Raw genomic sequence first — 26067 nt, 5'->3', positions numbered from 1 at the left:
TTAGACGCTTTGCCAGATAACCCGGTGCTGCGAGAGAGCTGTGATATCAAGATTGCCGCGGTTCGGATCAGGGAGTCCTGCCTGAGTTTTCGAGTGGACGGTCGGTGTAGAGGGCTTTGCCGGAGCTTTCGAAGAGGAGGATTTTGTGGTTCCCAAGAAGTCGATCGACTGCGCCACGTTGATCGAGAGGGACGAAGAGAAGCTTGCGTTCGCCTTGCCCCCAGATGTTCAGGAGATCCTGCGGTGTTAGGAAGATGGGTGGTGCGTCGGGAAAGGTGCCGCCAAACAGCATGGAGGAGGCACGGCCGTCGACGAGGTCGATCTGACGGCCGAGGTAGAAGGTGATCGAGGATCCGTAGGACTGGTCACCGTAGAAGATGACTTTGTTTTCAGGGGAGATGGCGTGACTGGCTTCGAGATGCTGGATTGTGTCGGCAAAGCTCTTGGAGGAGAGCATGGGGGCGAAGCGGGCGAAGGCGATGTGGGCTGCGATGAAGAAGGTGGTAGCGGTGACGGCCACGGCCACGGTTGAGGCGAGATGCCTGCGCTGGGTACGAAGAAGCCACGCGACCGAGGGACCGATAAGGAAGGCGATGGCGGCGAGTGCGGCTGGAAGGCGCAGCGCGGCGAAGCTGGGGCCAGTGAGATCGAAGATGCCTGACATGGAGAGGGTGTAGTCGCCGACACCGCGATGGGCGAGAAGGTCGCCTATGTCGGGAACGAAGGGAAGGTGGCGGGAGGTCCAGAGGCCGTAGGCGAGGGTGATGGCAATGGCGATGCCGAGGACGGTGAGTGTGGCGTGGCCGACCATGATCCAGAGACGGGAGGATCGGTCGGCGGCGAAGGTCTGCTCGGCGCGACTGAGGGCGACGGCGAGCAGGATGATGATCGCGAGGTAGGCGGGGAAGGTGTAGTACTCCTGGTTTGTGGAAACGGAGAAGAAGACCAGGACGAGTGAGGCGAAGAGGCTAAGAACGAGAGTGCTGCGCTGGGCGAGGGTCTCGACGCTGAGCAGCGGAGTGCCGGACGGAGAGTTCGACTGTCGGCGACGGAGGCCGTGGAGCAGGAAGAGAATGAGTGCCAGAAAGAGGGTGAAGATGTAAGGGACTTTCAGGGCGTTTTGCAGAACGAGGCCAACTACGACGACTGCGTAGGGCTGCCAGTAGAAGGTTTTTGCTTCGTCTACGGGAGCGGGGTTCGAGGCGCGATAGCGCTGGAACGCGACGTAGGCCTGCCGGCACAAGGTTCCGCAGAAGAGCGACCAAGGAAAGAGCCAGACGAGATGAAGGCTCCAGAAGAGGTAGCCCGGTAGCTTGTTGTAGTCCTTGGGATAGCGGCGACCAAGGAACCGGAGAACGTGCTCGTTGATGAAGTAGAACCAGAAGAAGCCGTGCCCGTTCATGCCGCCGGTGTTGCGCAGGCCGGCGAGGATGTGCCAGGGAGCTGCGATGACGAGATAGAGCAGGATGCCTGTGAAGGGCTTGAGACCGCGCCAGTTTTTGTACTCCCCGCTGAGAATGAGGTAGGCGATGGCTGTGCCAAAGAAGAAGACGAGGGCTACGAGGCCTTTGGTGAGGACAGCCAGAGCGAGAGCTGTCCACATGCCGTAGGCGTAGACAGCTGGTGAGAAAGATGAGGAAGCTCCTCTACTCGGCTGGGTTCCGGTCGCGATGGCCACTATTTTCTCGGCGTTGGAAGAGCCAGGATCGATCCTTGTTGGCCGTTGAGCTATCGCTGTCTGACTTGTTTGAGGAACTACCGATCGGAGGAGGCAGAAGAGGGCGAGCGCCAGAAAGAGCGAGAGCAGGACTTCGGGAATGTAGTAGCGGGTGAAGAGAAAGACACCGACTGTAGTGAGGGTTGCGAGGCCGGTGTAGAAGGCAGTGCGGGGGTTGAAGGCGCGATAGGCCCATTGATAACCGAAGAGAGCCAGGAGAAAGACGCCGATTGCCTGCGGAAGGTGCACGGCGAAGGTGTTGAATCCGAAGAGTCGGAAGCTCAGCGCCCCCAGCCAGTAGGGTAGCGGTGCCTTTTCGAGATAACGGATGCCGTCGACACGGAGAGTAACGAGGTCGCCGGAGAGAGCCATGTGTTGGGCGGCGTCGGCATGAGTGGCGTCGGCGTCATCGAGCAGCGGGGGAGAGAAGAGGGCTGCGAAGAAGATGATGAGCCAGAGGCCGGTGAGAGTGAGAAGGGCTGCAGAGCGTCGGGGGGTGCAGGATTCGAGGGAGGCCTTAGGTTCGGCGATTTTTTCCAATACGGTGTCTGCGAGCATGATTTTGTGTGGCTCTCTAAGCATAAATGGGTGAGAGGGTAGGCTGCTGGCACGAGCCAGCCGGATTCAGAGAATCGATCGCGGGATGTAATCTGCTGGTGGTGGGATTTTTGCTCCCTGAGGTGATTCCGAAATATGCCTACGTTTGCCGCGATCGATATTGGGTCGAACTCTTGCCGGTTGAAGATTGCTACGGTTCAGATGCACCGATTGAAGACTTTGCATGAAGATCGTGAAGTTACGCGGCTGGGAGAGAGTGTTTTTCAGACCGGAGTGATCTCACCGGAGGCGATGGCGGCTACCATTCGGGCGCTCAAGCGGTTTCATAAAGCGGTACAGCTCCATGTGGCGGATAAGGTCCGTGTGGTGGCGACGAGCGCGATGCGGGATGCGCGGAATGCCGCGGCGTTTACCGAGTGGGTGAAGGCGACGACTGGGTGGAGCGTTGAGGTGATCTCGGGGCTTGAGGAAGGGCGGTTGATTCATCTGGGGGTGGTGACCCATGAGGTCGGGGCACGGGGTCGTTGTCTGCTGATTGATCTGGGTGGCGGGAGCTGTGAGGTGACGCTCTCTGATGGCGGACGGATCAAGACGATGGTGAGCATGCCGTTGGGCGCGGTACGCCTGCAGGAAGAGTTTCTGCGCACCGATCCGCCGTCGAAGGAGGATGTTGCGCGGTTGAAACAGTTCATCGACCGCGAGTTGAAGCGGGCAGAGAAGAAGCTGGGGACGCCGAGGGTGGGGTTGGTGATTGCGACCTCGGGGACGGCGTCGGCGCTGGCGGAGGCGAGTGGTCATGTTCGCAAAGGCAGAACGGTGAAGAAGACGCTGGCCAAGAAGCGGGTGGAGCGCGTGGGGGCGTTGACTGCGGATACTCCGGATGTGCGGAGGCTGGCTGATCGATTGGCGAAGATGAACAATGCGGAGCGGGAGGCTGTTCCGGGGATCGGTCCGCGGCGGTCGGAGATCATTATTGGCGGGTCGCTGGTGTATGCGAGCCTGCTGGAAAAGATGGGATTGAAGGGCTTTCGCTACTCGCCGCTGGGGCTGCGGGATGGGATGTTGGCGCAGATGCTGGCGGAGGTGGATCTGCGGACCTCGGTGCACCAGAAGATTGAGAGCGAACGCTGGGCGGGGGTGCTGGAGGTTTGCGAGAGATATGGAATCGAACAGCGGCAGGTGGAGCCGGTACGGCAACATGTGGTGGAGCTATTCGATGCGCTGGCACGAGTGCATGAGCTGCCGGAGGAGTACAGGCTGTGGCTTGAGGCGGCGGCGATGATGCAGGATGTCGGCAAGTTTATGAACCACCAGGGACACTACCGGCATACGCAGTACATTATTGCGAACTCGGAGATCTTCGGATTTTCTCCAGAGCAGCGAATGATTGTGAGCGCCGTGGCTCGTTATATGGGGAAGAGCCGGCCGGATCCGCTGGACCGGCCGATGCGATGGATTCCTGTGGAAGAGCATGCCAACGTTACGCGGGCGGTGGTCCTGCTGCGGCTGGCGGTAGCGCTGAATCAGGATCGGGCCAGCGCGGTACTCCAGATGAAGACCCACGTGTATCCGAAGCGGGTGCTGCTGGAGCTGGTGCCGGGGCGCGGCGGGGCAGAGTTAGAGGCCTGGTCGCTGAAGAAGGAAGCGGCTTACTTCCGCGAGGTCTTCCGGCGGGAGCTCTTCGTTGAGGTGGCGTAGAGGGCGCGGACGGTACGAGGATCCAAAAGGGCTTGCAGGGTGGCAGGGCCGCGGGTTAGGACGACACGGGCAATGGACCCCTTGCGGAGGCGGATCTTGGCTTCCGGGCTTGAGGCGGGCACCAGGAGGGAGCCTAAGAAGACAGATATGTTGGGGTTATGGCCCACAACGAGAACGTTTTCGCGATTGGAGAGCTCGCGAAGGAGCTTTTGGAAGTCTTTTACGGTGGCGGCGGGGGCCAGTGCGTCAGATTGTTGAATCGGCGCCTCGTAACCGGTCTCGGTGCCGATCATAGCGGCGGTCTGGAGACTGCGCTTCAGCGGGCTTGAGACGATGAGGTCGAACTGTATGTTCAATGCATTGAGCACGTAGGCGAGTTGTAGGCTGTGTTTTTTTCCTTCTTTATCGAGCGGACGCTTCATGTCGAGAAGGGGGTTGGCTCGGCGAAGGCCGGCACTGGCATGGCGAAGAATATACAAATTCATAATCTATTCACATTCTATCGCAGTGTTGTTTCTGGAACATGGCCGGGCGGTGAACGTGTGGTGAGATCCCGGACTAATGCGGTGGTTTGGCTGGATCGTGATGGAAGACTCCGGGATCTGGTTCGTCGAGCGAGGGTGAGGCGGGTTCCGGGTTTGGGATCGGGTCGAGGGGCAGAGCGGATCGCGGAGTTGGGATGGTGTGATTTGGGTGCAGAGGGTCGATAGGGTTGACCTTGCCAACTATCGGTAGGATCGGCAGGGGCGAGGGGGTGAAGATTGGATTCTGGAGAGCTAGGGAGGTTTCGGCTCCGCGCTGCCAGAAGCGAGTGAATAAGAAGAAGAAGAGGCCTGATTGGGCGAGCAGAAACATTGGCCAGACTCGCGGCTGGGCGAGCATGTGCATCGAGACGCGGGCGGTGAGGATTACGGCGGCCGCTCCGAGCAGGGTGAGAAAGAGGAAGATGGGCCACGCTTGCGAGAAGTGAGCGCGGAGGGTTCGCCACGCGGGGGCGAGGGCGCGGCGGACGCGGCGGTCTGGCTTGCCGTTGTGGCGCAGATGCAGACCTAATTGGACGGTGTAGACCTCGACGAGATCGAAGTAGAGACGAAGGATGGAGGCTACGAGGAAGATGAGGATGTAGCCGATAAGGGTTGCGAAGAAGGCATGACGTTCGACCGCGTGTTTGTCGACGTGATCAGCCCACTTGGACTGGAGGAAGACGAGAGGGCCGAGGATGAGCGTCGAGATGAGGATGGTGAGGAGAGTGATTCGGAAGAATCTCCAAAAGTGGAGCAGGCCCTGGTGCAGAAGAGTACTAAGGCGGGCAGGGCTCTTGGTTTGGTAACAGTAGAGGGTTCCGGGCACGAGCAAGAGATACACGAGGAGATAGAGGGGAATAGCGGAGTAGGACTCCGTCCTGCCGCCTGAGGGACCGTCTTGAAGGCGGAGAAAGGCTTCGCCCATTGTGCCGAGGTCGAAGCCGCCCATGAGTCGTTGTGCGGCCAGGGAGTGATCCATCATGGAGCTGAACTGACTGTGGAGGCGAACGGTGAAGATCAGAGCGAGACCTAGGTTGAAGACGTAGGCCCACAGAACCGCAGGGAATCGGCGTAACGTCAGGAAGAGGCCGTGAAGGAAGATGTTGCGGCGTTCGAGCATGTGGCGAAACTCCAAATTTGTGGTTGCGGGGCGTCAGGGTTGTCGGACGATTACTCACACGATCCAGGCACTCACACGATCCAGGATGAGAGTTGGGCCAAGAGCTGTTGAACGCTAAGCCAGATGTTGGAGAGTTTGAGTGCGGGGATGTTATTGGGTGTGGTGACGTAGCTGTTGTTGAAGGGATCTTTGTCGAGCAGGGTGACGTGGTCGGGGTCGATCTCGACGGAGACGATCTTAGCGTTGCGGGTGAAGGTGAGCTTGGTCCAGCGGTCCAGGCCGTCCCAGTGTTCGCGAAGGCGGGTGCCGTCGTCGAAGGCGATCTCGGCGGTGACAGGGAGGGTGAAGTCACCCTTGCGATGCAGGTAGACCGTGGAGAGGTATTGGATCTGCTTCTTGTCTTTAGTTTCGGGAAGCCACCACTTGACTGGATCAGAGGAGACTTGATCCACGGTGTAGTCGAGAACTTGCGTTCCGTAGACGGCCTGATTGAAATAGGGGCGGAGGCTTGAGATGGGGACAACCTGAGAGTTGCTCGGAGCGTTGAAGACGGCGGCGAGGCCGGTCTGCGGAATGAACTGGGGCGTGTCTGCATGACGCGCGGTCTGAGTTGAAGGATTGATGACTGTGCCTCCGAGGGCGGTTGCGCGACCGTTTTTGATGGCGACTTCTTCGATGGTACGGAGGAAGTCTTCGGTGGTTGGATGGGTGAAGCGGTAGCGCATGAAGTAGGTGCGCATCGCTTCCTCCATGGTGTCGCGACCGATGAGGCCTTCAAGTGTGGCGAGGAGTGTCGCCGACTTACCGTAGGTGATGCCGCCGTAGGAGAAGAAGTCACGAAATTTGAAGGCCCAGCGGGTGACCGGATCGAAGTCAGGTTTGGCTCTGTAGTCGAGGCGACGGAGGTCGGTGTCGCTGAAGTTCGCGTAGGAACGTCCGAAGACGGAGTTCTGGGAGCCGAGGATCGCGTTCATGACCGTAACTTCGGTGTAGGAGTTGATGCCCTCGTCAAGCCAGGCATCTTCGAACTCGTTGGTGGCGACCATGCCGTACCAGTACTGGTGGCCGAACTCGTGCTCGGCAGCTTGCTCGGTGAGGTAGGTGGGATCGTACCAGGAGGTGTCGCCAGTGAAGAGAGTGGGATACTCCATGCCGCCGATCTCGGAGCCTGGTTCGGGATCGATGACGGTGATGATCTTATAGGGATAGGGCCCGTAGCGATGGTCATATTGCGCGAGGGTCTTCTGCATGATGTCGAGGTAACGAGCACCGGCTTTGGGATGGGCGGCGAGCGCGAGGACGTGGATCTTTACCGGGCCGAGGGAAGAAAGATAGGTGCCATCGGTGATGGTGAAGTTCGGGCTGGCGGCCCAGGCGAAGTCGCCTATGTCTTCGCCGTAGAAGCTGAGAGTCTTGGTGTTGTCCGGGTTGATGGCTTCACCCGTGGGAATGCCGCTGGCTCCGACGACGTAGCGGCGCGGGAGGGTGAGTGAGACGCGGAAGGTGGCGAAGTCGGAGAAGAACTCTGTGGTGGAGTGGTACTGGTGGCAGTTCCAGGCGCCGTGCCAGAAGACGCCGGGCTTGGGATACCACTGGCCTCCCATGATGAAGTCGCGCTTGTAGCCGTTGCGCGCGACGGAGAGAGGGAAGACGTCGTGGAAGTCGAGGCGGAAGGTGATGGAGTCGTTGGGCGCGAGCGGGTGAGGGAGGCTGAGCTCGGTTACGGTGTGGTCTTCGGCGTTGTTGTCGTCGGGTGCGATGAAGTGCATGGCTGTGGTGAGGTCGCCGTAGCCGTCGGCCTCGATGTGGGAGATGGTGATGCTGCCGCGCTCTTCCGCGGGATAGTCGTTATCGTCTTCGTTGCCGCGAACACCGCCGGTGAAGTGGGTTTCGCTGGTGAAGGTGGACTCGGGGCGGAAGGCGTTGAGGTAGAGATGAAAGGGAATTGTAGTGAGGGGCTGGCCTGTGAGGTTTTTGTAGGTGAGGGTCTCGGTGGCGTCGAGGGTCTTTTTGCCGGTGTCGAGTTTGGCGTCGATGTTGTAGGCGACGACCCGGGTGGAGAGAGGTTTGCCATCGGGGGAGTTGGTGGCGATGCTGGGCTGCGAAGTTGTTTGGGCCTTGACGGCGAGCGGCAGAAGGAGTGCAGCGACGAGGAGCGGGTGGGTGCGCGGCATACGGGGATTGTAGGTGTGGTTGTGGATTTGGCGAGGAAAAAGTTTGTGCTCCGTCGTCGAGGGGCTCATGGAGTGGCCGGGTTGAACTGCCAGAGTTCGGTGACCAGGATGCCGGCGAGTCGGTGTCGATGTGCGATTCGAGTGAGGCCTGCTTGCTGGAGGGAGGTGGCGTGGTCGGGGAGTCGAGCGGTGCGGAGCCCGGTGAGGATGCGGAAGGCGAGGTAGAGAGTGCGGACGAGGACCTTTGCAGGGAGACGCATGGGGCCGCTGGGGATGTGGAAGTCAGAGACCAGCCAGAGGGCTTTCGGGGCGAGAGTTGGTGCGATGCGGTTGACTAGATTCTCGAGGTCGGGCTGCGTGAGGCAGTCGAGGAAGAAGTGGGTGACGATGAGATCGTAGGGTCCGTCGAGTGGGCAGGTGAGTGCGTTGGCTTGGTGGGTCTTGAGGCGGGTGGATGCGTTGGGGGCCAAGGCTTCGCAGCGTTTACGGAGGAGCAGGAGCATGGCGGCGCTGGTGTCGATCGCATCGGCGCGGAGGTGAGGATTTTCGGCGAGGAGTTGGGCGAGGAAACGGCCGTCGCCATCGCCGAGGACGAGGGCTTGCTTGCGCTTGAGGAGGCTTGGAAGGTAATGGAGGCGGCAGTCTTCGAGAGCGCGGCCGAGGGTGATGTATTCGAGCCAGCGATAGGGGCGTGCGATGAGATCGAAGTTGGGTTGGGCGGTCGTCATCGAGGGAGGAAGGGGAGTAGGAGGAGCGGAGTGATGAAGGCGAGGTCGGCGAGGCTGCGGAGGGCGAGCCGGCCTGTGTGGTGGCGACGGCGATGGAGAAGGAGAAGGGATGTGGCAGAGACGGCGATCGCAAATGGGATTGGCCAGGAAGCCTGGTGGTCGAGCCGGGTGAGGGCGGCGCTGAGGAAGATGAGGCCGGTGGTGAGAAGGGGAAGGTTGCGGAGGGCCAGATGAGTGGCGGCGTGTGCCTGATGATCGGATTGCGGAAGAGAGCTGTGTTCCCAGGCGTAGATGAAGAGGCAGTTGAGGCTGCACGCAGTCGCGAAGAGGATTGCGAGCGGGAGCAGGGAGATGCGGAGGTCGGGACGGCGAGCTATGGTGGGAATGAAGGTGGCCGCGGCGAAGAAGAGGCCGACGGCGATCTCCTTTGGAAGTCGATGAGCGCTGCTGGTGGCGTGAATGAGAATGAAGTAGCCGCAGAGCAGGCCGCCGAGGATGAGATAGAGATGGATGGCCTGGGCTTCAAGGTGGGGGAGAAGAATTGCTAGAGCGACGGAGGCACTGAGGATGCCGGTGAGGAAGCGGCGGCGATGTCGGTTATGGAAGTAGTGGCGGGCTTCGAGCTTTGCGTTGGTTGATGCGCCGATGTAGCGGGCGTCGAGGAGACGGTCGGCGGCGTAGAGCATCCAGACGGCGAGGAACATGGCCACGATACTGATCGCTGGGAGATGGAGGTGGTTGGCGGAGGCGATAAACCAGGTCCAAAGGGCGGCTACTGTGGGGGCATCGAGGGAGAGAAGATGCCAGAGGGTGAGGGGATTCCTGGGAGATGTGGCTTGGTGGCTGAGAGTGGCGGTGTGGGGTGGGGTTTGGGTCGCTGTCGTCACCGTCAGTCTGGTCCTTTCCATTAGTCTCTGATGCCATTGGTTGTGCGATTGGGGGTGGAATTTGGGGGGTCCCCCCGGGGGGTACCCTACCGTAAACTACCTTTTTTCAAATATTTACGATTTTTTGCCCTTTGCAAAATCTTCATTCCAAAAGGGTTGCGGGTAAATTCGTCCAATCAAAGGGGTTACGGTTTAATGTCGAAAACCCCGGTGGTTTCCGGGGTTTTTCTCTTTGCTTATTCATTCATTATAGCTGTTGGCGTGAAACTAATACGCCACGTGAATGTGCTGGATTGGCCCGGGTTTTCGTGGTTTTGGGGCTTGACAGGTTTTCTGGTGAGCGCGCAGGTCTTGGTTGACCATCGCTTAGGGTGGCGATTGTCTGGTGATGGGAGAACGTGCAACGACAAAGAGCAAAAGCAGATCCCCTTCGGGGATGACAACAAGAAAAGCAGAAGAAAAAGCGACGGCGACGGCAACGGCAAGAACAACGGCAGAGTTTGGTAAAGGAAAAGGCTAGGCGGTGGTTTCGACTGGGTGGGGGATCGGTGTAAGAGGATGGGTCTCTGCGGCACCGGTTACCCAGAGGCCGGGGTCGATGTCGGGGAATATGCTGTCGCGGAGTTCGATCTCGGTGAGGCGGGTTTGCTCGGCTTCGGTGATTGCGCCGGTTGACTCGAAGGTCTGCCAGAGGGCTTTTATTTCATTGAACTGATCGTTATGGGTGAGGAAGCGAATTTCGGCGTAGTCGCGAGCTGCACCGGTGGTGATCAGGAATTGCCAGTCGGAGGACTCCAGGAGGAGGAGTTCGCGGCATAGTTGTTGCATGATGCGAAGGCCCAGTGAGGAGGTGCGCCAGAGGCCTGCGGTGCAGACATCACGGGTGTAGAGCTCGGCGGGGTAGATGTGGGTGTAGGTCCAGCTGGTCTCGGGGTTGAGCCAGACCTGGTTGTTGCCTTCGGATCCCCAGGAGCCTTCGTTCATGGCGATGAAGCCGGCGCGCGGGTACTGGTCGAGGTAGTCGGCGCAACTGATGAGCTTGATCCCCGAATCGTAATCATGGAGATTGCGGGCGACGGATTCGAGCCAGAGGGGACCCTCGAACCACCAGTGGCCGAAGAGTTCGGCGTCGAAGGGGGAGCAGAGGATGGGTGGGACGGTGTCGTTGAAGCCGGATTTGAGCGCCTCGTAGACGAGATGGACGAAGTGGCCGGCGTGAGCCTTGGTGCGCTCGGCGGCTTCGTGGGGGTAGTAGGGCTGTTTGTCGTTCATGTCGACCCTGGAGCCAGTGACGCGCCAGTAACGATGACCGCCGGGCCAACGCTTCTTGTGGAAGTCGAGGTAGACGCTGTCGCCGGGATAACCGGTGTCGCCGGACCAGACCTGGAGGCCGGTGCGGGGATCGCGGGGAAAGATGGTCGTGGCGTGTTGCTTGTCGTAGGGTCCGTCAACGTAGTAAGGCTGATAGAGGGAGCGATGCGGCTGATGGGTCTGGCGATCCTCATCAGGGCTTTGCGGCTTGTTATTGCCGGGGCGGTCGTAGGGGGAGGCGGTGCGCCGGGACTCCTCGATAAGGTGGGTGTCTACAAAGAAGAACTCGAGGCCGGACTCGGAGAGAGCTTGTTCGATGCCGATGCGATTGAAAGCTGGAGGGGTGGGGCTGCCGTCGGCGTTAGAGACGGGATAGCTCCAGGGACCGGCGGGACGGTAGCCACACTCGGGTGCCCAGATGCCGCGGGGAGCTTTGCCGATGTGGCGGATGTGGGTGTCGACGGCGGTGCGGATCTGGGCTCGGACGCTTTCGTCGGTGCCGAGCAGAGGCATGTAACCGTGGGTGGCGCCGCAGGTGATGATGTCGATGAGGCCGGTGTCGTTGAAGTGGCGGAAGGCGGCGATGAGATCACGGTCGAAGTGGTTGAAGTCTTCGAGTGCCTGGGAGAAGAAGCGCTGCCAGAAACGGGCAGTCTCGGCGAGATGACCATCGCCGGCTTGCAGGAAGAACGCCTCGTCTTCACGGGCGGCGACGATCTTGCGAGTGAGGTAGTGAGGAAACTCGGCCAGGAAGACAGGGTGAGAGAGCTGTTCGAGCAGGATGGGCGAGAGGTTGAGATTGCAGTTAAAACGGATCTGGTCGCGCTCGAGATTTTTGAGGACACGGAGGAAGGGGAGGTAGGTCTCGGCTGCGGCTTCGTGGAGCCATTCCAGGCCGTGGGGCCACGTGCCGTGATTGACGACATACGGAAGATGCGCATGCAGGGTGAAGGTGAGAAACCCTGCGGGGCGAGACGCATTGTCGAGCGATGCCTTCGTCAAGACGGAACACCTCTGGAGTTACGCTTCGGTTAGGGGCAGTCTTGTGACGGATTCGTCGGCTGCAGCTTGGTTTAGACCGGCTTCGCAATGATGAGCTTCAGGCGACGGGACGACAGGCCGGGTGGTCTGCGTCCCTTGTTCTAAACGGTTAGATGCAAAGTTTTGCTATTGTGGCGGCTGGTCTGCAGGTCGCTGTTGAAGATCGGGATTGGAGCTGGTGCTCTCGGTATTTTTTGTGGAAACTCTGAGAGATAAAGTGTTGGTCAGACGGAAGCGGATGAGGCTTTCGGATGGGATCTGAACTTGTTCGCCGCGGGTGATGGTGTTTGCGCCAGCGCCGACACCGCCACCGGCTGCTGCGCCGATTGCTGCTCCTTTGCCACCGCCGAGGATGCCACCGAGGATAGCACCGACGGCTGCTCCGCCGCCGACTTTTTCGGCTGTATTTTTACCGCGGCCCTTGCCTTCGACGCTGTAGGGTTCTGTGGTGACGGCGAGCTTTTCGCCGCGGCGGTTAATGCTGGTGAGTTCGACGGTAAGTAGGGAACTGCCTTTGTAGTGGGCTGCTTCCTGGACGGCGGAGACACGGCCTGAGACAGGGGTTCCCTGGCGAATGACGACGAGACCATCGAGGATGATGTCGGTGGCAACGGTGCCGGTGAAGGTGTCGCCCTGTTGGGTGGTGGCGCTGTCGAGAGTTTGAATGATGCGAATGGGGATCGTGGTGTCGGGTGGAACTGTGATGCTACGGAATTCAGGCGCGGGCGGCGGGGGTGGAGGAGGCGGAGGGAGTTCCTGCTGGGGGGCCGGGGGCGGGACGGCGGCTGCTACCTGAGGGGGAGGAACATCGGCAGGCGCAGACTCGTGAACGACGGGGGCGGGCTTTGGCTTGGGTGTTGGCTTGGGGGTCGGGAGTTTCTTTGGTGCGACGGGGGGAGGGGGTGGAGGCGGAGGAACGACTGCGGCAGTGATGACGGGAGCGGGAGCCTGCACGGAGAGATTGTTGACTACAGTCTTGATCCCGGCGACTTGAGCGGCGTCGGCTGCGGCGAGGGAGCGCGCTGCTTCGCTGCTGACGTTGCCGTTGAGGGTGGCGACGCGTCCCTGGACGGAGGAGTTGATGGGCTCGGACTTGAGTGCGTCGTCCCCGAAGATGCGGCTTTGCACAGCGGCGGTGAGACTGGCGTCGTCGGTAGGAGTCGCGGGCGCGGAACTCTTGCATCCGGAGAAGCCGAGAGTGATGGCTAGAGTTGCGACGGCCAGTAGGGCGCGGGTGGCGGAGAGATGACGTTCGGCGTACATGAAACCCCTTTCGTGCGTCGAGTGACTTGCACTGCGAACACTCTAAATCACTGAACAGCTATCCGATGCAGCGTCTCAGTTCGAAGTTTCGAGGGAATGATGGGTTTCCCTATCTTTGCGGAGCGGTGGTCTTCCTGGGGATTAGACGAACCTGTTTCCGAAAGATATCGAAAAATCATGGGTAGCATTTTGGCTCAGATCAAGCAGGGATGCCCAGCAGGGCATGCGAGGTTCTGCGACAAATGATGCGTGGTGAAGATGAGGGCGCGCAACCTAATTGGAACGCAGGGCATCTCCCTAAACGAAGGCAGTGCGGCTTTACCGGTTGATTGGGCGAGGCAGGGTATTCCTGATTCGATTTCAGATCTGACGGATTAGAAATCTGCAAGTTGAGATATAAAAGGCGGAGAGGCAGATTCCGCACTTGAAGCCTGAAAGAGGAGAATGAGCATGTCAGATAACGACAACGAGAGTGGAGTAAGTGGATTGGGTTGGTTCCTGGCGGGACTGGGGATTGGTGCACTTGTAGGGGTACTGTATGCCCCGAAGGCCGGGAAAGAGACGCGGGAAGATCTGGTAGCGAGCGCGCTCGATGCTAAGGACAAAGCGGCTGTTCTTGCGCAGCAGGCGCAGGATCGCGCGACTGTTCTGGCTGCACAAGGCAAGCAGCAGGTGAGCGAGTACGTTGATCGGGGTAAGGAGTACTATGACCGCGGTCGGACTCAGTGGGCTCAGTATGTTGAGAAGGGTAAAGGCCTGGTGCAGGAGCATACCGATAAGGTGAGTGCTGCGATTGACGCGGGTAAAGAAGCGTATGCGAGCACGACGGGCGAATCTCACTCGTAAACGTTTATCTTTTAGTCGTTTCTGATAGTCTGGGCCCGGTCGACCCTTGCTGGCGGCCGGGCCTTATGATTGTTATCTCGTAACTTGAGGGATTGAGAGACGTTATGGAAGCGATGCGGATCGTGATGTCAGGAATGTGGCTGCAGGACCCAGACTCGCTTTCGTCGGGGAACTCGAAGATGTTGATGGTCTTCGTGGGTATGGTTGCGGTTGCTCTGGTGGTTCAGGCGGGCGCTCTGATCGTTATGGCTGTTGGCGCGGCGAAGGCACGGAAGCGCGGACTTGAGATTTTTGAAGAGATTCGCGCGAAGGTGATGCCGCTTATGGAGAGCTCTCATGGTTTCATTCAGGACACTGCTCCGAAGGTGAAGATCATCACGGAGAACCTGGTTGAGACGAGCCATGTTGTTCGCGCGAAAGCTCAGGAGTTTGACGCGACCGCGAGCGATTTGAACTCGAAGACACGGGCGCAGATGGCGAGGGTGGATGGGATGGTGACCTCGGTTCTGAATACTACTTCCGACATCTCGGAGACGGTTCAGCGGGGGATCAAAGTTCCGCTTCGCGAGGTTTCGGGGCTGGTGAATGGGCTGAAGGCGGGGTTGGACGTTCTGGCTGGCCGGGCGAAGGGATTTGGAAGCGGGCGGGCGAGCGGTCGTCGTCCTGACTCCGATGACGGCTGGTAGGTTCTGATTTCTGTCAGGTGATCCAACCACCCCCGACTACCTCGTCTTCCTGATAGAAGACGGCGGACTGGCCGGGGGTGATTGCACGTTGGGGCTCGTCGAAGAAGGCGTGGACTGTCTGGTCGTCGATGCGGGTGAGGGTGGCCATGGCCGGTGTGTGGCGGTGGCGGATCTTGATGCTGACTCGGACTCCCTCGCCTTCGGCGAGGCCGGGGATGGAGATCCAGTTGAGGCGATTGGCGAAGAGGTCGCGGGAGAGGAGATCTTCGTCTGAGCCTACCGTCACCTGGTGGGAGTCGGGGTGGATGGCCAGGACGTAGAGGGGGTTCGGCGATGTGATGCCGAGGCCTTTGCGCTGGCCGACGGTGAAGCTCTGGATGCCTTCGTGATGGCCGATGACTTCGCCGGTGGTTGTGACTAGCTCGCCGGCTGTATTGGGGAGGTCTTCGCCCTGCTCGTCGAGGTAGGCCTTGAGGAAGGTGTTGTAGTCGCCGCCGGGAATGAAGCAGATCTCCTGGGAGTCGGACTTCTGGGCTACGGCGAGGCCGGCTTCTGCGGCCATCTGGCGGACGGCGGGCTTCTGCATCTCGCCTAGTGGGAACATGGTGCGGCTTAGCTGCTCCTGGGTGAGGCCGAAGAGGAAGTAGGTCTGGTCCTTCGATTTGTCTTCAGGGCGGGAGAGGATCCAGCGCTGTCTGACTTGGTCAAAATGATTTCGCGCATAATGCCCGGTGGCGATGCGGTCGGCGCCGATCTGCCGGGCGGTGGTGAGGAGCTGGTCGAACTTGAGGTGGTTGTTGCAGAGGGTGCAGGGGATGGGCGTGCGGCCGGCTAGGTATTCGCTGACGAATGGCTTGACGACGTCGGCTTCGAAACGCTCCTGCTGGTTGACGACGTAGTAGGGGATGTCGAGTTGCTCGGCTACGTGGCGGGCGTCGTAGACGTCGTCGATGGAGCAGCAGCGTCCCTGGACGGATTCGGGCATGCCCTCGTGTCCGGCGAGACGGCGCTGGTTCCAGAGCTGGAGGGTGAGGCCGACGAGGTCGTGGCCCTGAGCGCGCAGGAGGGCGGCTACAGCGGAGGAGTCGACTCCTCCGGACATGGCGACCGCTATCGTGTTGTTGGGCTCGTTGGGCATTTGTTATGTGCGGGCCTGAGTGGGGGGCCCCTCCTATTACCTGCTCGTAAGGCGCTTATTTTCGTAGACTTGCGACAGGTATATCTCTGTAAAATACTACTGCTAAAGGATTTACTTGCAGATTCCTCATTTCAAAGGGCTTATGTGCTAAACGCACGGAAAGCCCCGAATTGTCGGGGCTTTTTCCTTACTCTTTATCGAGTATAGCAGTTTGAGTGAAACTGATACGCCACGCGATTTCGCTGGATTGGCGCGGGTTTTGTTGTGTAGGGGGCTTGACAGGATTTTGGCGGCCTCAGTTTCGGTGACGAGAGTTGGCCGGAGCCAGCGTTGCGCCCCACTGTTCGGGACTTAGATCGCGGGCATGTCGTGAAAACAACCAGAGGTGACCGTCCAGATCGAGCGCGCCGTACTGGAGCTCGCCATAGACGGTCTCATTAAGCTCCTCGATGATGGTGGCTCCTGAGCTCTTCGTGTGTTGGAAGTGGGATTCGACGTCTTCCACAAAAATCGTGAGGCTCTGGGTGTAGGCGCCTAGCTGCGCGGGTGCGGCTCTGTCTGCGCGTGTGGACTGGACCATGATCCACGCATCGCCGAGATGCATTTGAGCGCCGCTGAGGGGGTCTCCATAGCGGTAGTGTTCCGCGAAGCCCAAGGTCTTGGTCAACCAATCGATGGCTGCGGCCAGATCGCGATAAAAGATGTGGGGAAGTAGGGTGTCGACCGGGACAGAACGGTTCGCGATCATGAGCGTCCTCCTGGAGATCGTGCGAGCAAGTTTGGGGCGACGCCAATCCCCGAGGATGCGGGCTCTGGAGGGTGGCCTTATCTGTGAGACTGGTTTTGCATTTTACTGAGTTGCTTTCGCGACGGTGTAGAGCGAGATATTGATGCCGGAGAGAATGGCGAGTTGAGCGCCATCGGGCGATAGAGCGAACGACTGTTCGGCGAGGGAGACGTCGGGGTTGAGGGAGAAGAAGAGACGTTTGCCGTCACTGACCCTGTAGACGCTGATCTCCTGCTCCTTGAGGTCCTGTTTTTTGAATGTCTGGCCGCGTGCTCTGGAGGAGTGAGCGCGGACAACTCTAACTGCGACGTCGTTCTGGTTCGTACTGCTTGAGGATTGTTCGATCTCGTCCGAAGAGCCTTTGCCGGTGAGGATGGGATGGCCGTCAAGACGAATGAGGCGATACCAGTTCTGGAGGGGAGAGTCGCTGCAGCCTACGAGGAAGACAGAGCCGGTGAGAGGCGTAGCGAGGTCCGGGCGACAGGCAGAGGTGAGATTCGCGATGGTGTGTTCGGTGCGGTCCCAGCGGAACTCGCGAATGCGCCAACGATTTCGACCGGTTGAGTTGACCCGAACCTCGCCGGTGTCGGAGAGGACTGGCGGAGGGAGAGCGGAGGTTTGGCGGGAGGTGAGTAGAAGTTCGAAGTTTTGATCGAAGAGGCGGATATCGATGTCTTCTTCTGGTTCGATGTGGGTGTCGTGGGCGAGCTCGGCATGCATGGTTGCGGTGTGTCGCTCATGTAGCGTTCCGACGGCGACGAACTCTCCGGAGGGTGAAGTTGAGACGAAGACGAGTTGGCCGGGAATGGAGGTCTCGCGAACAACGTTGAGGTCGGAGTCGAGAAGACGGAGATGGTGGCCGAGATGAACCAGGATCTGACCGGATGCGCCGTGCCAGATGAACTGACCTTCTCCCTGAACCTGCCAGTCGACGATTTTTTTTACCTTGAGCGTTGCGGGATCGAGGAGGACGGCGCGTATGGTGCGCATGGATTCGGTGCGGATGCCGGCAGGAAAGCGCTGGCGTAGTTTGTGCGGGTCGTAGGTGAAGAGAAGGTTCTGGGAGTCGAGGTAGGTCACCGTGGATTCGTAGTCGAAGGCGCTGAACTCTCGGCTGTCGTGAGGCGAGAAGCCGAAGAGAGCGGCGGAGATGGAGAGGGAGGCGTTTGCCGATACGGTGCTGGTTTCCGTGGGGACTGTGGAACAGGAGGTGGTGCAGATACTTGTTTCGTCGATCTCTGGTGGAGGAGGAGGCGGGGGAGGAGGAGCTGGTGCTGGTGCCACAGCGGGGGATGGTGATTCGGAGCCCAGGGCGGGCGAATCTGACTTGGCCTCGAGGGTTGGGCCTGGACGAACAACGATCGAAGACTGCGGCATGAGAATGAGCTGAGTTGCGCCTTCGAGCCGGATGTTGTCTTTGAGGGAGGAGAGGACGGAGGCGCCATCGGGACCAGTGCCGACGCTGAGGGTGACTTTCTTAAGGCCGATGACCTGCCCTGCCTGGATGACTTTCGGGGTCTTGTCCTCTACGGAGTTTCCCCTGACGCTCATGTCGTCCTTCGAGTTGACGGGAGGTGGTGCGGGTGCAGTCGATCTTCCCATGCCGAAGTGCGGATTACTGCTGGCCGCGCCGAACCTCGCGCCGGTGTCTGCCAATGGGATGCCCTCGTCGACGTGTGGGACGGCGATGAGGGCGAAGAGAGTGAGCGGAAGGGGAGAGATGTGGCCATCACAGTCGGCGTGGTCGAAGGCGACGGTGAGGCTGGACCCTTTGTTAAGCTTTGATCGCTTTTCGAGATCGACGACGTGGCCGACGACCATTGATCCGGCGCGAAGGTGGCAGTTGGGTTGATTCCAGTCCACGCGCGCTTTCGCGAACACCGACGCGCCGGGCGAAAGCTTGCCAACATCGAGAGCGGCAAGGAGCTCAACCTGGATGGGGGCCTGCGACGTAATGGGCAGGTCCCGATTTTTGGTCGTACGCTGAGCGAGAGAAGGAGTTATTAAAGAAAAAGGGAGAAAAAAGTGGAGCAGAGCCCGGCGAATCATGAGAAAAGCCTTAAGCACTAAGTGATTTGATCGAGTTTGAGGAAAGTATAAATGGATCCGAGGATTACCTCACGTGATGTTTCCCCAGGTCAGCAGAAAGCGCCACCGGAGGCGTGAGCTCTGGCGGCGCTTATCGGTGGCTGGGTGAGAGGTTATTTATTGATTGTTGCCGCGGTGGGGGGCGGGTAGATGGCCTGGAGGGTGAGGATCTCGTAGGGTTTGATGGGGATGGTGACTACGTCGTTGGTGAGGGAGAGGTGGTCGCCTTCGGGTTTTTCCATCATGTTGGATTCGATCGCGTAGGTGGCTCCGGGGGGGATGTGGAGTTTGACTTCGGATGCGGTGCCGGCCCACTCGTACATGCGGAAGACCAGGGCGTCGGAGTCTTCGGCTTTTTTGATGGCGGTGAGGGTTACGTTGGGGTTTTCGATGCTGGCGAAGGAGTGCTCGGCGGGGAGAGTGCCGGTGTGGGCGAAGACCTGCGTGGCTTTGAGGGGGTCGTTGAGCTCATACCCGCGACGGACGGTCTGGGCTTGCTTCCAGCTTCCTGCGTGGGGGTAGAGGGCGTAGACGAAGTGCTGGTGGCCGCGGTCGGCTTCGGCGTCTGGCCAGGTGGGGGAGCGGAGAAGCGTGATGCGGAGGGTGTTGCCGACGGCGTCGTAGCCGTACTTGGAGTCGTTGAGGATGGAGAGTCCTTGTTTGTCGTCGCCGAGGTCGGCCCAGCGCATGGCGGGGACTTCGAACTGGGCCTTCTCCCAGGAGTTGTTGCGGGTGGTGGGGCGCTCGATGGAGCCGTAGGGGATCTCGTAGGTGGCTTTCCCGGATGTGGCGGCTAAGGGGAAGGCGGCTTTTAGGAGGACGTGGGTCTCGTGCCAGTCGATGTCGTTGGAGATGCGGACTGTGTCGGCTCCGGCGTCTAGGGAGATGTCCTGAACGAATTTGGAGGACTGCCAGGTGCGGGTGATCCGGATGGTTTTACGGAGTGGGCCGTTATCTGTGATGGCGATGGAGTCCACGTTAGCGATGGGAGTCATCGTGCCGTCGAGAGTGCCGGGGTCGATGTTCCAGGCGTCGTATTGCTTGGGGGTGTCCTTGAAAGTTTGGAGTTGATTGCCACAGCCGTTAGGGGCCAGCGCCTCCTGCTCGTGGACTAGATCGAAGATGAGAGTTTTTGACTTAAGGCTTGTAATGCAACCAGATTTGCGGTCGATCACTGCTTCTATGTGAGCGTTACCGAGAGTAACCGAGTTGGGCCCCTCGTCCACATGGAGAGCAGAGTAGGGATGAGTGTCGGGCGCTGACTTTTCTACGTGGAGTACGGTGTAACCGAGTGCCGGAATGTTATCTACACGGGCGAGAATATCGAAGCGATGAGTAGCTGCGTCGTGCGAGACGACTTGGGCGAGCACGGGTTTGTTCCTGGAGTCATGAATTTGAATCCCGTCGGAAGAGTCTGGAAGCTGCACCGACAGGAAGACGGTGTCGCTTCGCTGCCAAGCCATGGGATTGGTTACGAGAACGGGGATGCCGCTCTTGCCTGTGGTGTCGATTTGGTCGGCGAGGGTTTTGAGAGAGGCGTCGGTGATGAGTTTGTCGGCGTTAAAGACTTCGGTGTAGTCGCGCTGGGCGTCTTTGTAGATGACGGCGATGCCGGAGCCGGCGGCGAGGTCGTGGAAACCGTTGAAGGTGATTTTTTTCCAGCTTTCGGTGAGTTCGGCGTTGGGGTAGGGCTGGCCGTCGAGCCAGGCGAGGGAGGCTAGTTTTTCGGCGTCGAGGGTGGCTACCTCGCTGGTGCGCATGTTGCGTTTGTGCGCGGCTTGCGTGGTGTAGACGCCGCGGTGGTACTCGAAGTAGAGCTCGTCTTTCCAGGTGGGGATGCCGAGGGCTCCGTTGGCGGCTGGTGGGGCGGTGTAGCCTTTCGCGATGGAGTCGTAGTCCCATGTGGGGGAGGTTGGGTTGAGGTTCTTTTCTACGTTGGTGAAGTAGTTTTGCGCGGTGTGGTAGCGCATGGTGGGGACGGCGTCGTGATCTTTGGAGCCTGCGGCGATCCAGTGGTCGGCCTGGTCGAGCATGGCGCGGGTGGGGCCGCCGCCGTGGTCGCCGATGCCGTAGAGGTCGAGCATCTCGGTGGTGCCGGGGTTGCGGTCGGCGGACTCGGCGAAGTCGGCGGAGATGCGGGTGGGGTTGACGTTGTCGTGGACGTAGTCGGTGGGGAAGTAGGTGAGGACTTTGCTGCCGTCGGGCGACTCCCACCAGAAGAGGCGGAAGGGGAGCTGGTTGGTGTCGTTCCAGTGCATCTTTTGCGTGACGAAGTAGTCGAGGCCGGAGCGCTTGTAGATCTGGGGGAGCTGCCAGTTGTAGCCGAAGGAGTCGGGGTTCCAGCCGATGCGGGCGGTGACGCCGTACTGCTGCTGGAAGTAGCGCTGGCCGAGGAGGAGCTGGCGGACCTGGGATTCGCCGTCGGGGAGGTTGAGGTCGGGCTCGACCCACATGCCGCCGACGATCTCCCAACGGCCCTCTTTGACGCGCTGCTTGATCTGCTCGTTGAGCGCGGGATATTTTTCGGCCATCCACTCGGTGTACTGGGCGGCGGATTGGGAGAAGGTGTAGTCGGGGTACTCGTTCATGAGCTGGAGCGCGGTGGTGAAGGTGCGCTTGACGACGTCGATGGTTTCGCTGCGGGGCCAGAGCCAGGCGGCGTCGATGTGGGAGTTTCCGGCGAGGTCGATTTTGGCTTCGGCGAGGACGGGGTGCAGGGTTGTGAGGATCTCCTGGGCGTGGCGGAGGGATTTGTCGAAGGCGGCCTGGTCGGCGGAGGTGAGGGCGTTGGTGTCGATGGCGGCTACGGCCTCTTCTACTTTGGGGAGGAGGTCTGGGCGCGGGGTGGGGAGCGCGGGGAGGAGGTTGGCGGCGGCGATGCACTGGATGCGGATGTCGTCTGGGGATGGGCGGGCGTTGGCGCCGGTGGCGTTGGGATTTGGCTCGATGGTGAGGCGGACGCCGGAGAAGTTCTTGTCGTCGACGGTCTGGAGGAGTTTGACGGCTACGAGGATCTTGTCGCCGGGGTGGGCGGGTTCGAAGAGGACGATGGGTTCGAGGTCTTCGCCGAGGGCGACGCGCTTGCCGTTGAAGTAGATGATCTCGGGGACGGCACCGTTGGCGTCGGAGCGGAACTGGAAGGAGATGCGGGCGCCGGTGATGTCATAGCCGTTGAGGGTCTTGGGGACTTCGATCTCGCGGCGATACCAGACGGCCTCGTGGGGGGCTTTGGATTTGGGCTGGACGAGGGTCCAGGAGGAGTCGTCGAGGGTGGGGGATTCGCCGTGGGGGATGTCGCCTACGTGGAAGCGCCAGTCGCCTGCGGGGAGGGAGTTGAGGGTCTCGAGGGTGTGGAGCTTGGCTACCGCGGCGGGAGAGAGGTTCTTTTGTTCGCGGACTGGAGTAAAGGATTGGGCGAGGAGGGGGGCGCAGGAGAGCAGGAGGGCGAGCGAGAGCCGGCGAAGACGCATAAGGGGAGGTTAGCAAATGCAGCGACCTTTGCAAGTGCGGGTGTCCTGCCGGACGGGCGCCCTGCGCGGGTGGCGGTCACTTCGTGAAGCGTATACCGGTCTTGGCACGAAGAACACCCACGGTCCTCCCGTTGGTCGGCACGAGCTTCTGCTTGCGACCAACGGGAGCACCAAGCGAAGCGGTACACAAGTCACGAAGTGATCGCCGCCCGCCCAGGGCGCACTTTTATCTATGCCGCGCCGCCTGGATCAGCAACAGCACTCCGACGCAGAACAGTCCAAGGTGGACGTATTTGAGAAAGGTTTCTCCGCGAAGGCGTTGATTGACGGCCCTGCCGAGAAAGATGGCGGGAAGCGCGACCGTTAGCGAGATCAGGTAGAAGTGCGTCACTGCAGGAACCCAGAGTCCCGCGAGCCGGTATCCTGCGAGCGCGACGATGCTCGCGGGCAGGAAGTACCCCTGGAGGGTGGCGCGAAAGTGCTGCGGAGACCAGCGCCGCATGGCTCCATAGACGACAAGCGGAGGCCCGTTCATTCCATAGGCGCCGCCGAGCACACCTGCGAGAAACCCGCAGCCTAGCAGCCATCTGCGGCTGTCGTCGTGGAGCCTGGGCGGTTTTTTGCCGAGCAGAAAATATCCCGAGAACGCGAGGATCAGGATCGCCAGAGCAGCCTTGACGAGGTGCTGATGAGTGCTGGTCAGAAGCGCGATTCCCAGCGGAATGCCAAGGAACGTGGGGGCAAGGAGCCAGCCCGTGCTGCGCAGATGGATCTTCCGCCAGTCCTGCGCTACGACAAGGGCGGAGATGGTAATCGAGAGGAGAACGACGACCGGAGCGGCGACCTCTATAGGGAGACTGAGGGCGAGCAGCGGGACAGCGATCAATCCTTCGCCGAAGCCGAACGTAGATCGAATGAGGGTAGCGAAGAACACCACCAGCAGAACGTGCAGGGTCGTTGAATCCATTCTCTCGCAAGCATACTGTGCGAAACGAATTTGAGATTTACGCAGCGGGCTGGCGGGTGGATGGGGGCGCTGATAGTCTTTCGTGCATGAGGAATCTGCGAGTTAGAGCGGCGGCAGTGTTTGGATTCGGTTTTGTAACGATGGGTGCGGGGTGGGCGCAGAACTCGCTGCCTGCGGCTACGGCGACGGGGATTGACGCGGCGGCGGCTGAGGTGTTGAAGGCTACCGGGGTGCCGAGTGCTTCGGTGGCGGTGGTTGAGGGTGGGAAGATCGCGTACGTGAAGGCTTATGGGAAGGCGCGGCTGGAGCCGGTGATGCTGGCGGAGCCGGGGATGCAGTACTCGATCGGATCGGTGAGCAAGCAGTTTACGGCGGCGGTGATTTTGCTGTTGGTGCAGGACGGCAAGGTGAAGCTGGACGATCCCCTGGGGAGGTATCTGCCGGAGTTGACGCGGGCGAAGGACGTGACGGTGCGGCAGGTGTTGTCGATGACGTCGGGGTATCAGGACTTCTGGCCGGAGGATTATGTGATGACGTCGATGATGCAGCCGGCGACGCCGCAGCACATTCTGGAGGTGTGGGGGAAGAAGCCGCTGGACTTCGAGCCGGGGACGAAGTGGCAGTATTCGAATACGAACTATGTGATTGCGGGGCGGATCGCGGAGGTTGTTGCGGGGAAGCCGCTGATCGAGCAGTTGCAGGAGCGGATCTTTCGGCCGTTGAAGATGACTGGGGTGTTGAACTCGGACGCGAGCAGGCTGCCGTCGAACGATCCTACGGGGTATTACCAGCATGCGCTGGGACCCTTGCGTCCCGCTCCGCAGGAGGGTGCGGGATGGATGTTTGCGGCGGGGGAGCTGGCGATGCCTGCGAGCGATCTGGCGTTGTGGAATATCAGCTTGATGAATCGAACGTTGCTGGCTCCGGCTTCCTATGACGAGATGTTTACGGAGGTGAAGCTGAAGGACGGGAGCGGCACGCATTATGGGTTGGGCGTGCAGGTGGGGGAGCGAGAGGGGCACCGCATCGTGTCGCATAGCGGGGAGGTATCGGGGTTTGTCTCGCAGAATACGGTGTTTCCCGACGATAAGGTGGCGGTAACGGTGCTGACGAATGAAGATGCTTCGAGCGCGGCGGCTGCTTTGGCGCGGAAGATCGCTCCGCTGGTGCTGGGGCAGAGTGCCAGTGCCAATGCGGCGGATAGTGCTGCGGGGGCGGAGAAGCGTGCGCTGGATATCTTTACCGGGTTACAGGATGGAAAGCTGGATCGTTCGCAGTTGACGGCGTTTTGCGATGCGTACTTTACGGCGGAGGCTGTGCAGGATTTTGCGAGTAGCTTGAAGCCCCTGGGGGTGCCAAACAGTTTCAAGCAGGCGGACGAGGAGTTGCGCGGCGGAATGACGTTTCGAGTCTTCGATGTGAGCTTTCCGGATCGGAAGTTGCGGGTGACGACGTATGAGGAGCCGGACGGGAAGCTAGAGCAGTACCTGGTAATTCCATCGGGGAGCTAGTATCCGTTGAGAGGCGCGGCGCAATAAAGGATAATGGTCCTTGGTGTACGAGGCGTATGGTTGCACGAAGATGTTTTCGTCGTCCCTCTTTGTTTTATTTGGCCTGTGCGGCTTTCTCCCTTGAGTCAATACTTAGGACGGTGGATTAACATGGAACTCTGGACGGAATATGAAGGAAGAACGATCGATGGAGCGTTCCCTCTCACGAAGCTGATACGGCCCGAAGGCAGAAGCGCCTTCTTTTCGACGTCGAACGGCGTGGGTGGACCGACGGTGATACGGCTGATCGAGTCTCACTTCGATGATGAGGAGATCCTGGTGCGGTGGCGCGGGATTCAGGCGCTGAATCATCCGAATCTTGTGAAGCTGATTCAGTTTGGACGCGTGACGCTGGATGAGACCTCGCTGGTCTACGCGGTGATGGAGCCGGTGGATGCCAACATGGGCGAGATTGTGACGGAGCGGCGGTTGACGGTGCCGGAGACGAGACAGGTGGCGACGAGCCTTGCGTCTGCGCTCGACGCGCTGCACACAAATGGTTTTGTGCATGAGCATATCGAGCCGGCGAATGTGCTTGCGGTTGGCGAGGCGATCAAGCTGCGAAGCGACTGCATTCGGGAGACTCCCGAGGGGCAGGAGGGACGCGAACTGAAGAGCAAAGACGCGCGTGATTTCGCGGTGGTGCTGCTGCAGGCGTTGACGCAGAAGAAGACGTTGGAAGAGGCGAAACGAGACCAGCCGCTGGAGGCTCCGTTCGATGCAATTATTCGCAAGGGAATGAGTGGGGAGTGGGGAATCCCGGAGATAGTCGCGGCGTTGCGGCCGGACACGGAGATTCGGGTCGAGGCCCGTCCTGTTGTGGTGAGCGAGCCTCAGGCGGAGAAGGTGGTTGAGACGCCTGCTGAGCTTCCGACGTATCCGACGCATCGTGTCCAGGTGCCAGTGGAGGAGGAGTCACGCGGCCTTGAAGGGCGGCGGCTTGCGATCGGTGCAGGGGCGATGCTGCTGTTGTTGCTGGTCGCCTTCTTTGTGCATGGCCGATGGTCGAAGTCGAGCGCCGCGGTGCAGGCGAATGCCGCTGTTCCTGCGATTGCGACGGAGGCGAGTGATGCGGCTGCTGCACCACCGGCACTGGAGACGCCTGCGGCTGATGCTGCTCCTGTGGTGGCTGCGCCAGCTCCCGCTGCGGTGACGCCGGTGGCTTCCGTGCCTGAGCGGGCGACGCAGGGGAGCGGTACTGGTCAGTGGCGGGTGGTGGCGTTTACATATAACGGCGAGGCTTTGGCTCAGCAGAAGGTGGCGAGTATTGCAGCGAAGCATCCGGATCTGCGGCCCGAGGTGTTTACGCCGAATGGACATGCACCGTACCTGGTTGTGGTTGGAGGGACGATGGGGCGGGATGAGGCTTTTGCTTTTGTGAGGAAGGGGCGCGCGGAGGGACTACCTCACGACAGCTATGCTCAGAACTATCGTCGGTAGTGGGGTTGGATCAGGCGAAAACAAGAAGGTGCGGAGATGGTTCTCCGCACCTTCTTTGTTTTTTTGGATGCTTG

General features: G+C 60.2%; 19 protein-coding genes. 6 read left to right on the top strand and 13 right to left on the bottom strand.

Annotated elements, in window-relative coordinates:
- Positions 1-67: 67 nt before the first annotated feature.
- Entirely contained in the window at positions 68-2275 is a 2208-nt protein-coding gene (locus tag HDF12_RS15490) for an ArnT family glycosyltransferase (RefSeq protein ID WP_179584824.1), read from the bottom strand.
- A 135-nt stretch (positions 2276-2410) separates the two neighbouring features.
- On the opposite strand from HDF12_RS15490, the gene HDF12_RS15485 reads away from it, so the two are divergent.
- On the top strand, positions 2411-3973 hold the full coding sequence (locus HDF12_RS15485) for a Ppx/GppA phosphatase family protein (RefSeq protein ID WP_179584822.1): 1563 nt from the start codon (positions 2411-2413) through the stop codon (positions 3971-3973).
- Here HDF12_RS15485 and sixA read toward each other — a convergent pair.
- The 5 genes from sixA to HDF12_RS15460 all read right to left on the bottom strand — a co-directional run bounded on the left by sixA (position 3925) and on the right by HDF12_RS15460 (position 9427).
- Entirely contained in the window at positions 3925-4458 is a 534-nt protein-coding gene (gene sixA / locus HDF12_RS15480) for a phosphohistidine phosphatase SixA (RefSeq protein WP_179584820.1), read from the bottom strand. The genes HDF12_RS15485 and sixA overlap by 49 nt on opposite strands.
- A gap of 73 nt (positions 4459-4531) precedes the next feature.
- The gene (locus HDF12_RS15475) at positions 4532-5617 is read right to left on the bottom strand and encodes a hypothetical protein (RefSeq protein WP_179584818.1); all 1086 of its coding nucleotides are present in this window, start codon (positions 5615-5617) and stop codon (positions 4532-4534) included.
- 71 nt (positions 5618-5688) lie between these two features.
- Positions 5689-7791: a M1 family metallopeptidase gene (locus tag HDF12_RS15470; RefSeq protein ID WP_179584815.1), complete on the bottom strand. Its 2103-nt coding sequence runs from the start codon at positions 7789-7791 to the stop codon at positions 5689-5691.
- A 65-nt stretch (positions 7792-7856) separates the two neighbouring features.
- Positions 7857-8519 (bottom strand): class I SAM-dependent methyltransferase, encoded by a 663-nt coding sequence (locus HDF12_RS15465; RefSeq protein WP_179584813.1) that lies wholly within the window; start codon positions 8517-8519, stop codon positions 7857-7859.
- Positions 8516-9427, bottom strand: coding sequence for a hypothetical protein (locus HDF12_RS15460; RefSeq protein ID WP_179584811.1), 912 nt, complete (start codon positions 9425-9427; stop codon positions 8516-8518). Before HDF12_RS15460 ends, HDF12_RS15465 begins: the two co-directional genes overlap by 4 nt.
- Before the next feature lie 174 nt (positions 9428-9601).
- Here HDF12_RS15460 and HDF12_RS15455 point away from each other — a divergent pair, with 174 nt between their 5' ends.
- Complete coding sequence (locus HDF12_RS15455) at positions 9602-9913, top strand: hypothetical protein (protein ID WP_179584809.1); 312 nt, start codon at positions 9602-9604, stop codon at positions 9911-9913.
- 9 nt (positions 9914-9922) lie between these two features.
- Here HDF12_RS15455 and HDF12_RS15450 read toward each other — a convergent pair whose 3' ends face one another.
- On the bottom strand, positions 9923-11719 hold the full coding sequence (locus tag HDF12_RS15450; RefSeq protein ID WP_179584807.1) for a glycoside hydrolase family 57 protein: 1797 nt from the start codon (positions 11717-11719) through the stop codon (positions 9923-9925).
- A gap of 165 nt (positions 11720-11884) precedes the next feature.
- The gene (locus HDF12_RS15445) at positions 11885-13021 is read right to left on the bottom strand and encodes a BON domain-containing protein (protein ID WP_179584805.1); all 1137 of its coding nucleotides are present in this window, start codon (positions 13019-13021) and stop codon (positions 11885-11887) included.
- Positions 13022-13471: 450 nt separating this feature from the next.
- Between HDF12_RS15445 and HDF12_RS15440 the strand changes: the two genes are divergently transcribed.
- Entirely contained in the window at positions 13472-13867 is a 396-nt protein-coding gene (locus HDF12_RS15440) for a YtxH domain-containing protein (protein WP_179584803.1), read from the top strand.
- Positions 13868-13971: 104 nt separating this feature from the next.
- Positions 13972-14553, top strand: a complete 582-nt coding sequence (locus HDF12_RS15435) for a hypothetical protein (RefSeq protein WP_179584801.1) — start codon at positions 13972-13974, stop codon at positions 14551-14553.
- Positions 14554-14566: 13 nt separating this feature from the next.
- Here the strand turns inward: HDF12_RS15435 and mnmA are convergent, their stop codons facing one another.
- The 5 genes from mnmA to HDF12_RS15410 all read right to left on the bottom strand — a co-directional run bounded on the left by mnmA (position 14567) and on the right by HDF12_RS15410 (position 23003).
- Positions 14567-15691, bottom strand: a complete 1125-nt coding sequence (gene mnmA / locus HDF12_RS15430) for a tRNA 2-thiouridine(34) synthase MnmA (protein ID WP_179584799.1) — start codon at positions 15689-15691, stop codon at positions 14567-14569.
- A 295-nt stretch (positions 15692-15986) separates the two neighbouring features.
- The gene (locus tag HDF12_RS15425) at positions 15987-16439 is read right to left on the bottom strand and encodes a VOC family protein (protein ID WP_179584797.1); all 453 of its coding nucleotides are present in this window, start codon (positions 16437-16439) and stop codon (positions 15987-15989) included.
- Positions 16440-16541: 102 nt separating this feature from the next.
- Complete coding sequence (locus HDF12_RS15420) at positions 16542-18527, bottom strand: hypothetical protein (protein ID WP_179584795.1); 1986 nt, start codon at positions 18525-18527, stop codon at positions 16542-16544.
- 152 nt (positions 18528-18679) lie between these two features.
- Positions 18680-22036 carry an alpha-mannosidase gene (locus HDF12_RS15415; RefSeq protein ID WP_179584792.1) on the bottom strand — a complete coding sequence of 1119 codons (3357 nt, stop codon included), beginning with the start codon at positions 22034-22036 and terminating at the stop codon, positions 18680-18682.
- 226 nt (positions 22037-22262) lie between these two features.
- Complete coding sequence (locus HDF12_RS15410) at positions 22263-23003, bottom strand: sulfite exporter TauE/SafE family protein (protein WP_179584790.1); 741 nt, start codon at positions 23001-23003, stop codon at positions 22263-22265.
- Between the two features lie 86 nt (positions 23004-23089).
- Here HDF12_RS15410 and HDF12_RS15405 point away from each other — a divergent pair, with 86 nt between their 5' ends.
- Both HDF12_RS15405 and HDF12_RS15400 read left to right on the top strand, forming a co-directional pair.
- Positions 23090-24514: a serine hydrolase domain-containing protein gene (locus HDF12_RS15405; protein ID WP_257025692.1), complete on the top strand. Its 1425-nt coding sequence runs from the start codon at positions 23090-23092 to the stop codon at positions 24512-24514.
- Between the two features lie 150 nt (positions 24515-24664).
- Positions 24665-25993 (top strand): protein kinase domain-containing protein, encoded by a 1329-nt coding sequence (locus HDF12_RS15400; RefSeq protein ID WP_179584788.1) that lies wholly within the window; start codon positions 24665-24667, stop codon positions 25991-25993.
- Positions 25994-26067: the final 74 nt, after the last annotated feature.

Origin of the sequence: Tunturiibacter gelidiferens, from assembly GCF_013410115.1 — a bacterium.
In the GTDB taxonomy this organism is placed as follows: domain Bacteria; phylum Acidobacteriota; class Terriglobia; order Terriglobales; family Acidobacteriaceae; genus Edaphobacter; species Edaphobacter gelidiferens.
This window is presented reverse-complemented; position numbering and strand designations above follow the sequence as displayed.

Excerpts from the sequence above, each read along its gene's own strand:
- HDF12_RS15490 (WP_179584824.1), bottom strand. The coding sequence starts at position 2,275 with ATGCTCGCAGACACCGTATTGGAAAAAATCGCCGAACCTAAGGCCTCC.
- HDF12_RS15485 (WP_179584822.1), top strand. The coding sequence starts at position 2,411 with ATGCCTACGTTTGCCGCGATCGATATTGGGTCGAACTCTTGCCGGTTG.
- sixA (WP_179584820.1), bottom strand. The coding sequence starts at position 4,458 with ATGAATTTGTATATTCTTCGCCATGCCAGTGCCGGCCTTCGCCGAGCC.
- HDF12_RS15475 (WP_179584818.1), bottom strand. The coding sequence starts at position 5,617 with ATGCTCGAACGCCGCAACATCTTCCTTCACGGCCTCTTCCTGACGTTA.
- HDF12_RS15470 (WP_179584815.1), bottom strand. The coding sequence starts at position 7,791 with ATGCCGCGCACCCACCCGCTCCTCGTCGCTGCACTCCTTCTGCCGCTC.
- HDF12_RS15465 (WP_179584813.1), bottom strand. The coding sequence starts at position 8,519 with ATGACGACCGCCCAACCCAACTTCGATCTCATCGCACGCCCCTATCGC.
- HDF12_RS15460 (WP_179584811.1), bottom strand. The coding sequence starts at position 9,427 with ATGGAAAGGACCAGACTGACGGTGACGACAGCGACCCAAACCCCACCC.
- HDF12_RS15455 (WP_179584809.1), top strand. The coding sequence starts at position 9,602 with ATGTCGAAAACCCCGGTGGTTTCCGGGGTTTTTCTCTTTGCTTATTCA.
- HDF12_RS15445 (WP_179584805.1), bottom strand. The coding sequence starts at position 13,021 with ATGTACGCCGAACGTCATCTCTCCGCCACCCGCGCCCTACTGGCCGTC.
- HDF12_RS15440 (WP_179584803.1), top strand. The coding sequence starts at position 13,472 with ATGTCAGATAACGACAACGAGAGTGGAGTAAGTGGATTGGGTTGGTTC.
- HDF12_RS15435 (WP_179584801.1), top strand. The coding sequence starts at position 13,972 with ATGGAAGCGATGCGGATCGTGATGTCAGGAATGTGGCTGCAGGACCCA.
- mnmA (WP_179584799.1), bottom strand. The coding sequence starts at position 15,691 with ATGCCCAACGAGCCCAACAACACGATAGCGGTCGCCATGTCCGGAGGA.
- HDF12_RS15425 (WP_179584797.1), bottom strand. The coding sequence starts at position 16,439 with ATGATCGCGAACCGTTCTGTCCCGGTCGACACCCTACTTCCCCACATC.
- HDF12_RS15420 (WP_179584795.1), bottom strand. The coding sequence starts at position 18,527 with ATGATTCGCCGGGCTCTGCTCCACTTTTTTCTCCCTTTTTCTTTAATA.
- HDF12_RS15415 (WP_179584792.1), bottom strand. The coding sequence starts at position 22,036 with ATGCGTCTTCGCCGGCTCTCGCTCGCCCTCCTGCTCTCCTGCGCCCCC.
- HDF12_RS15410 (WP_179584790.1), bottom strand. The coding sequence starts at position 23,003 with ATGGATTCAACGACCCTGCACGTTCTGCTGGTGGTGTTCTTCGCTACC.
- HDF12_RS15405 (WP_257025692.1), top strand. The coding sequence starts at position 23,090 with ATGAGGAATCTGCGAGTTAGAGCGGCGGCAGTGTTTGGATTCGGTTTT.
- HDF12_RS15400 (WP_179584788.1), top strand. The coding sequence starts at position 24,665 with ATGGAACTCTGGACGGAATATGAAGGAAGAACGATCGATGGAGCGTTC.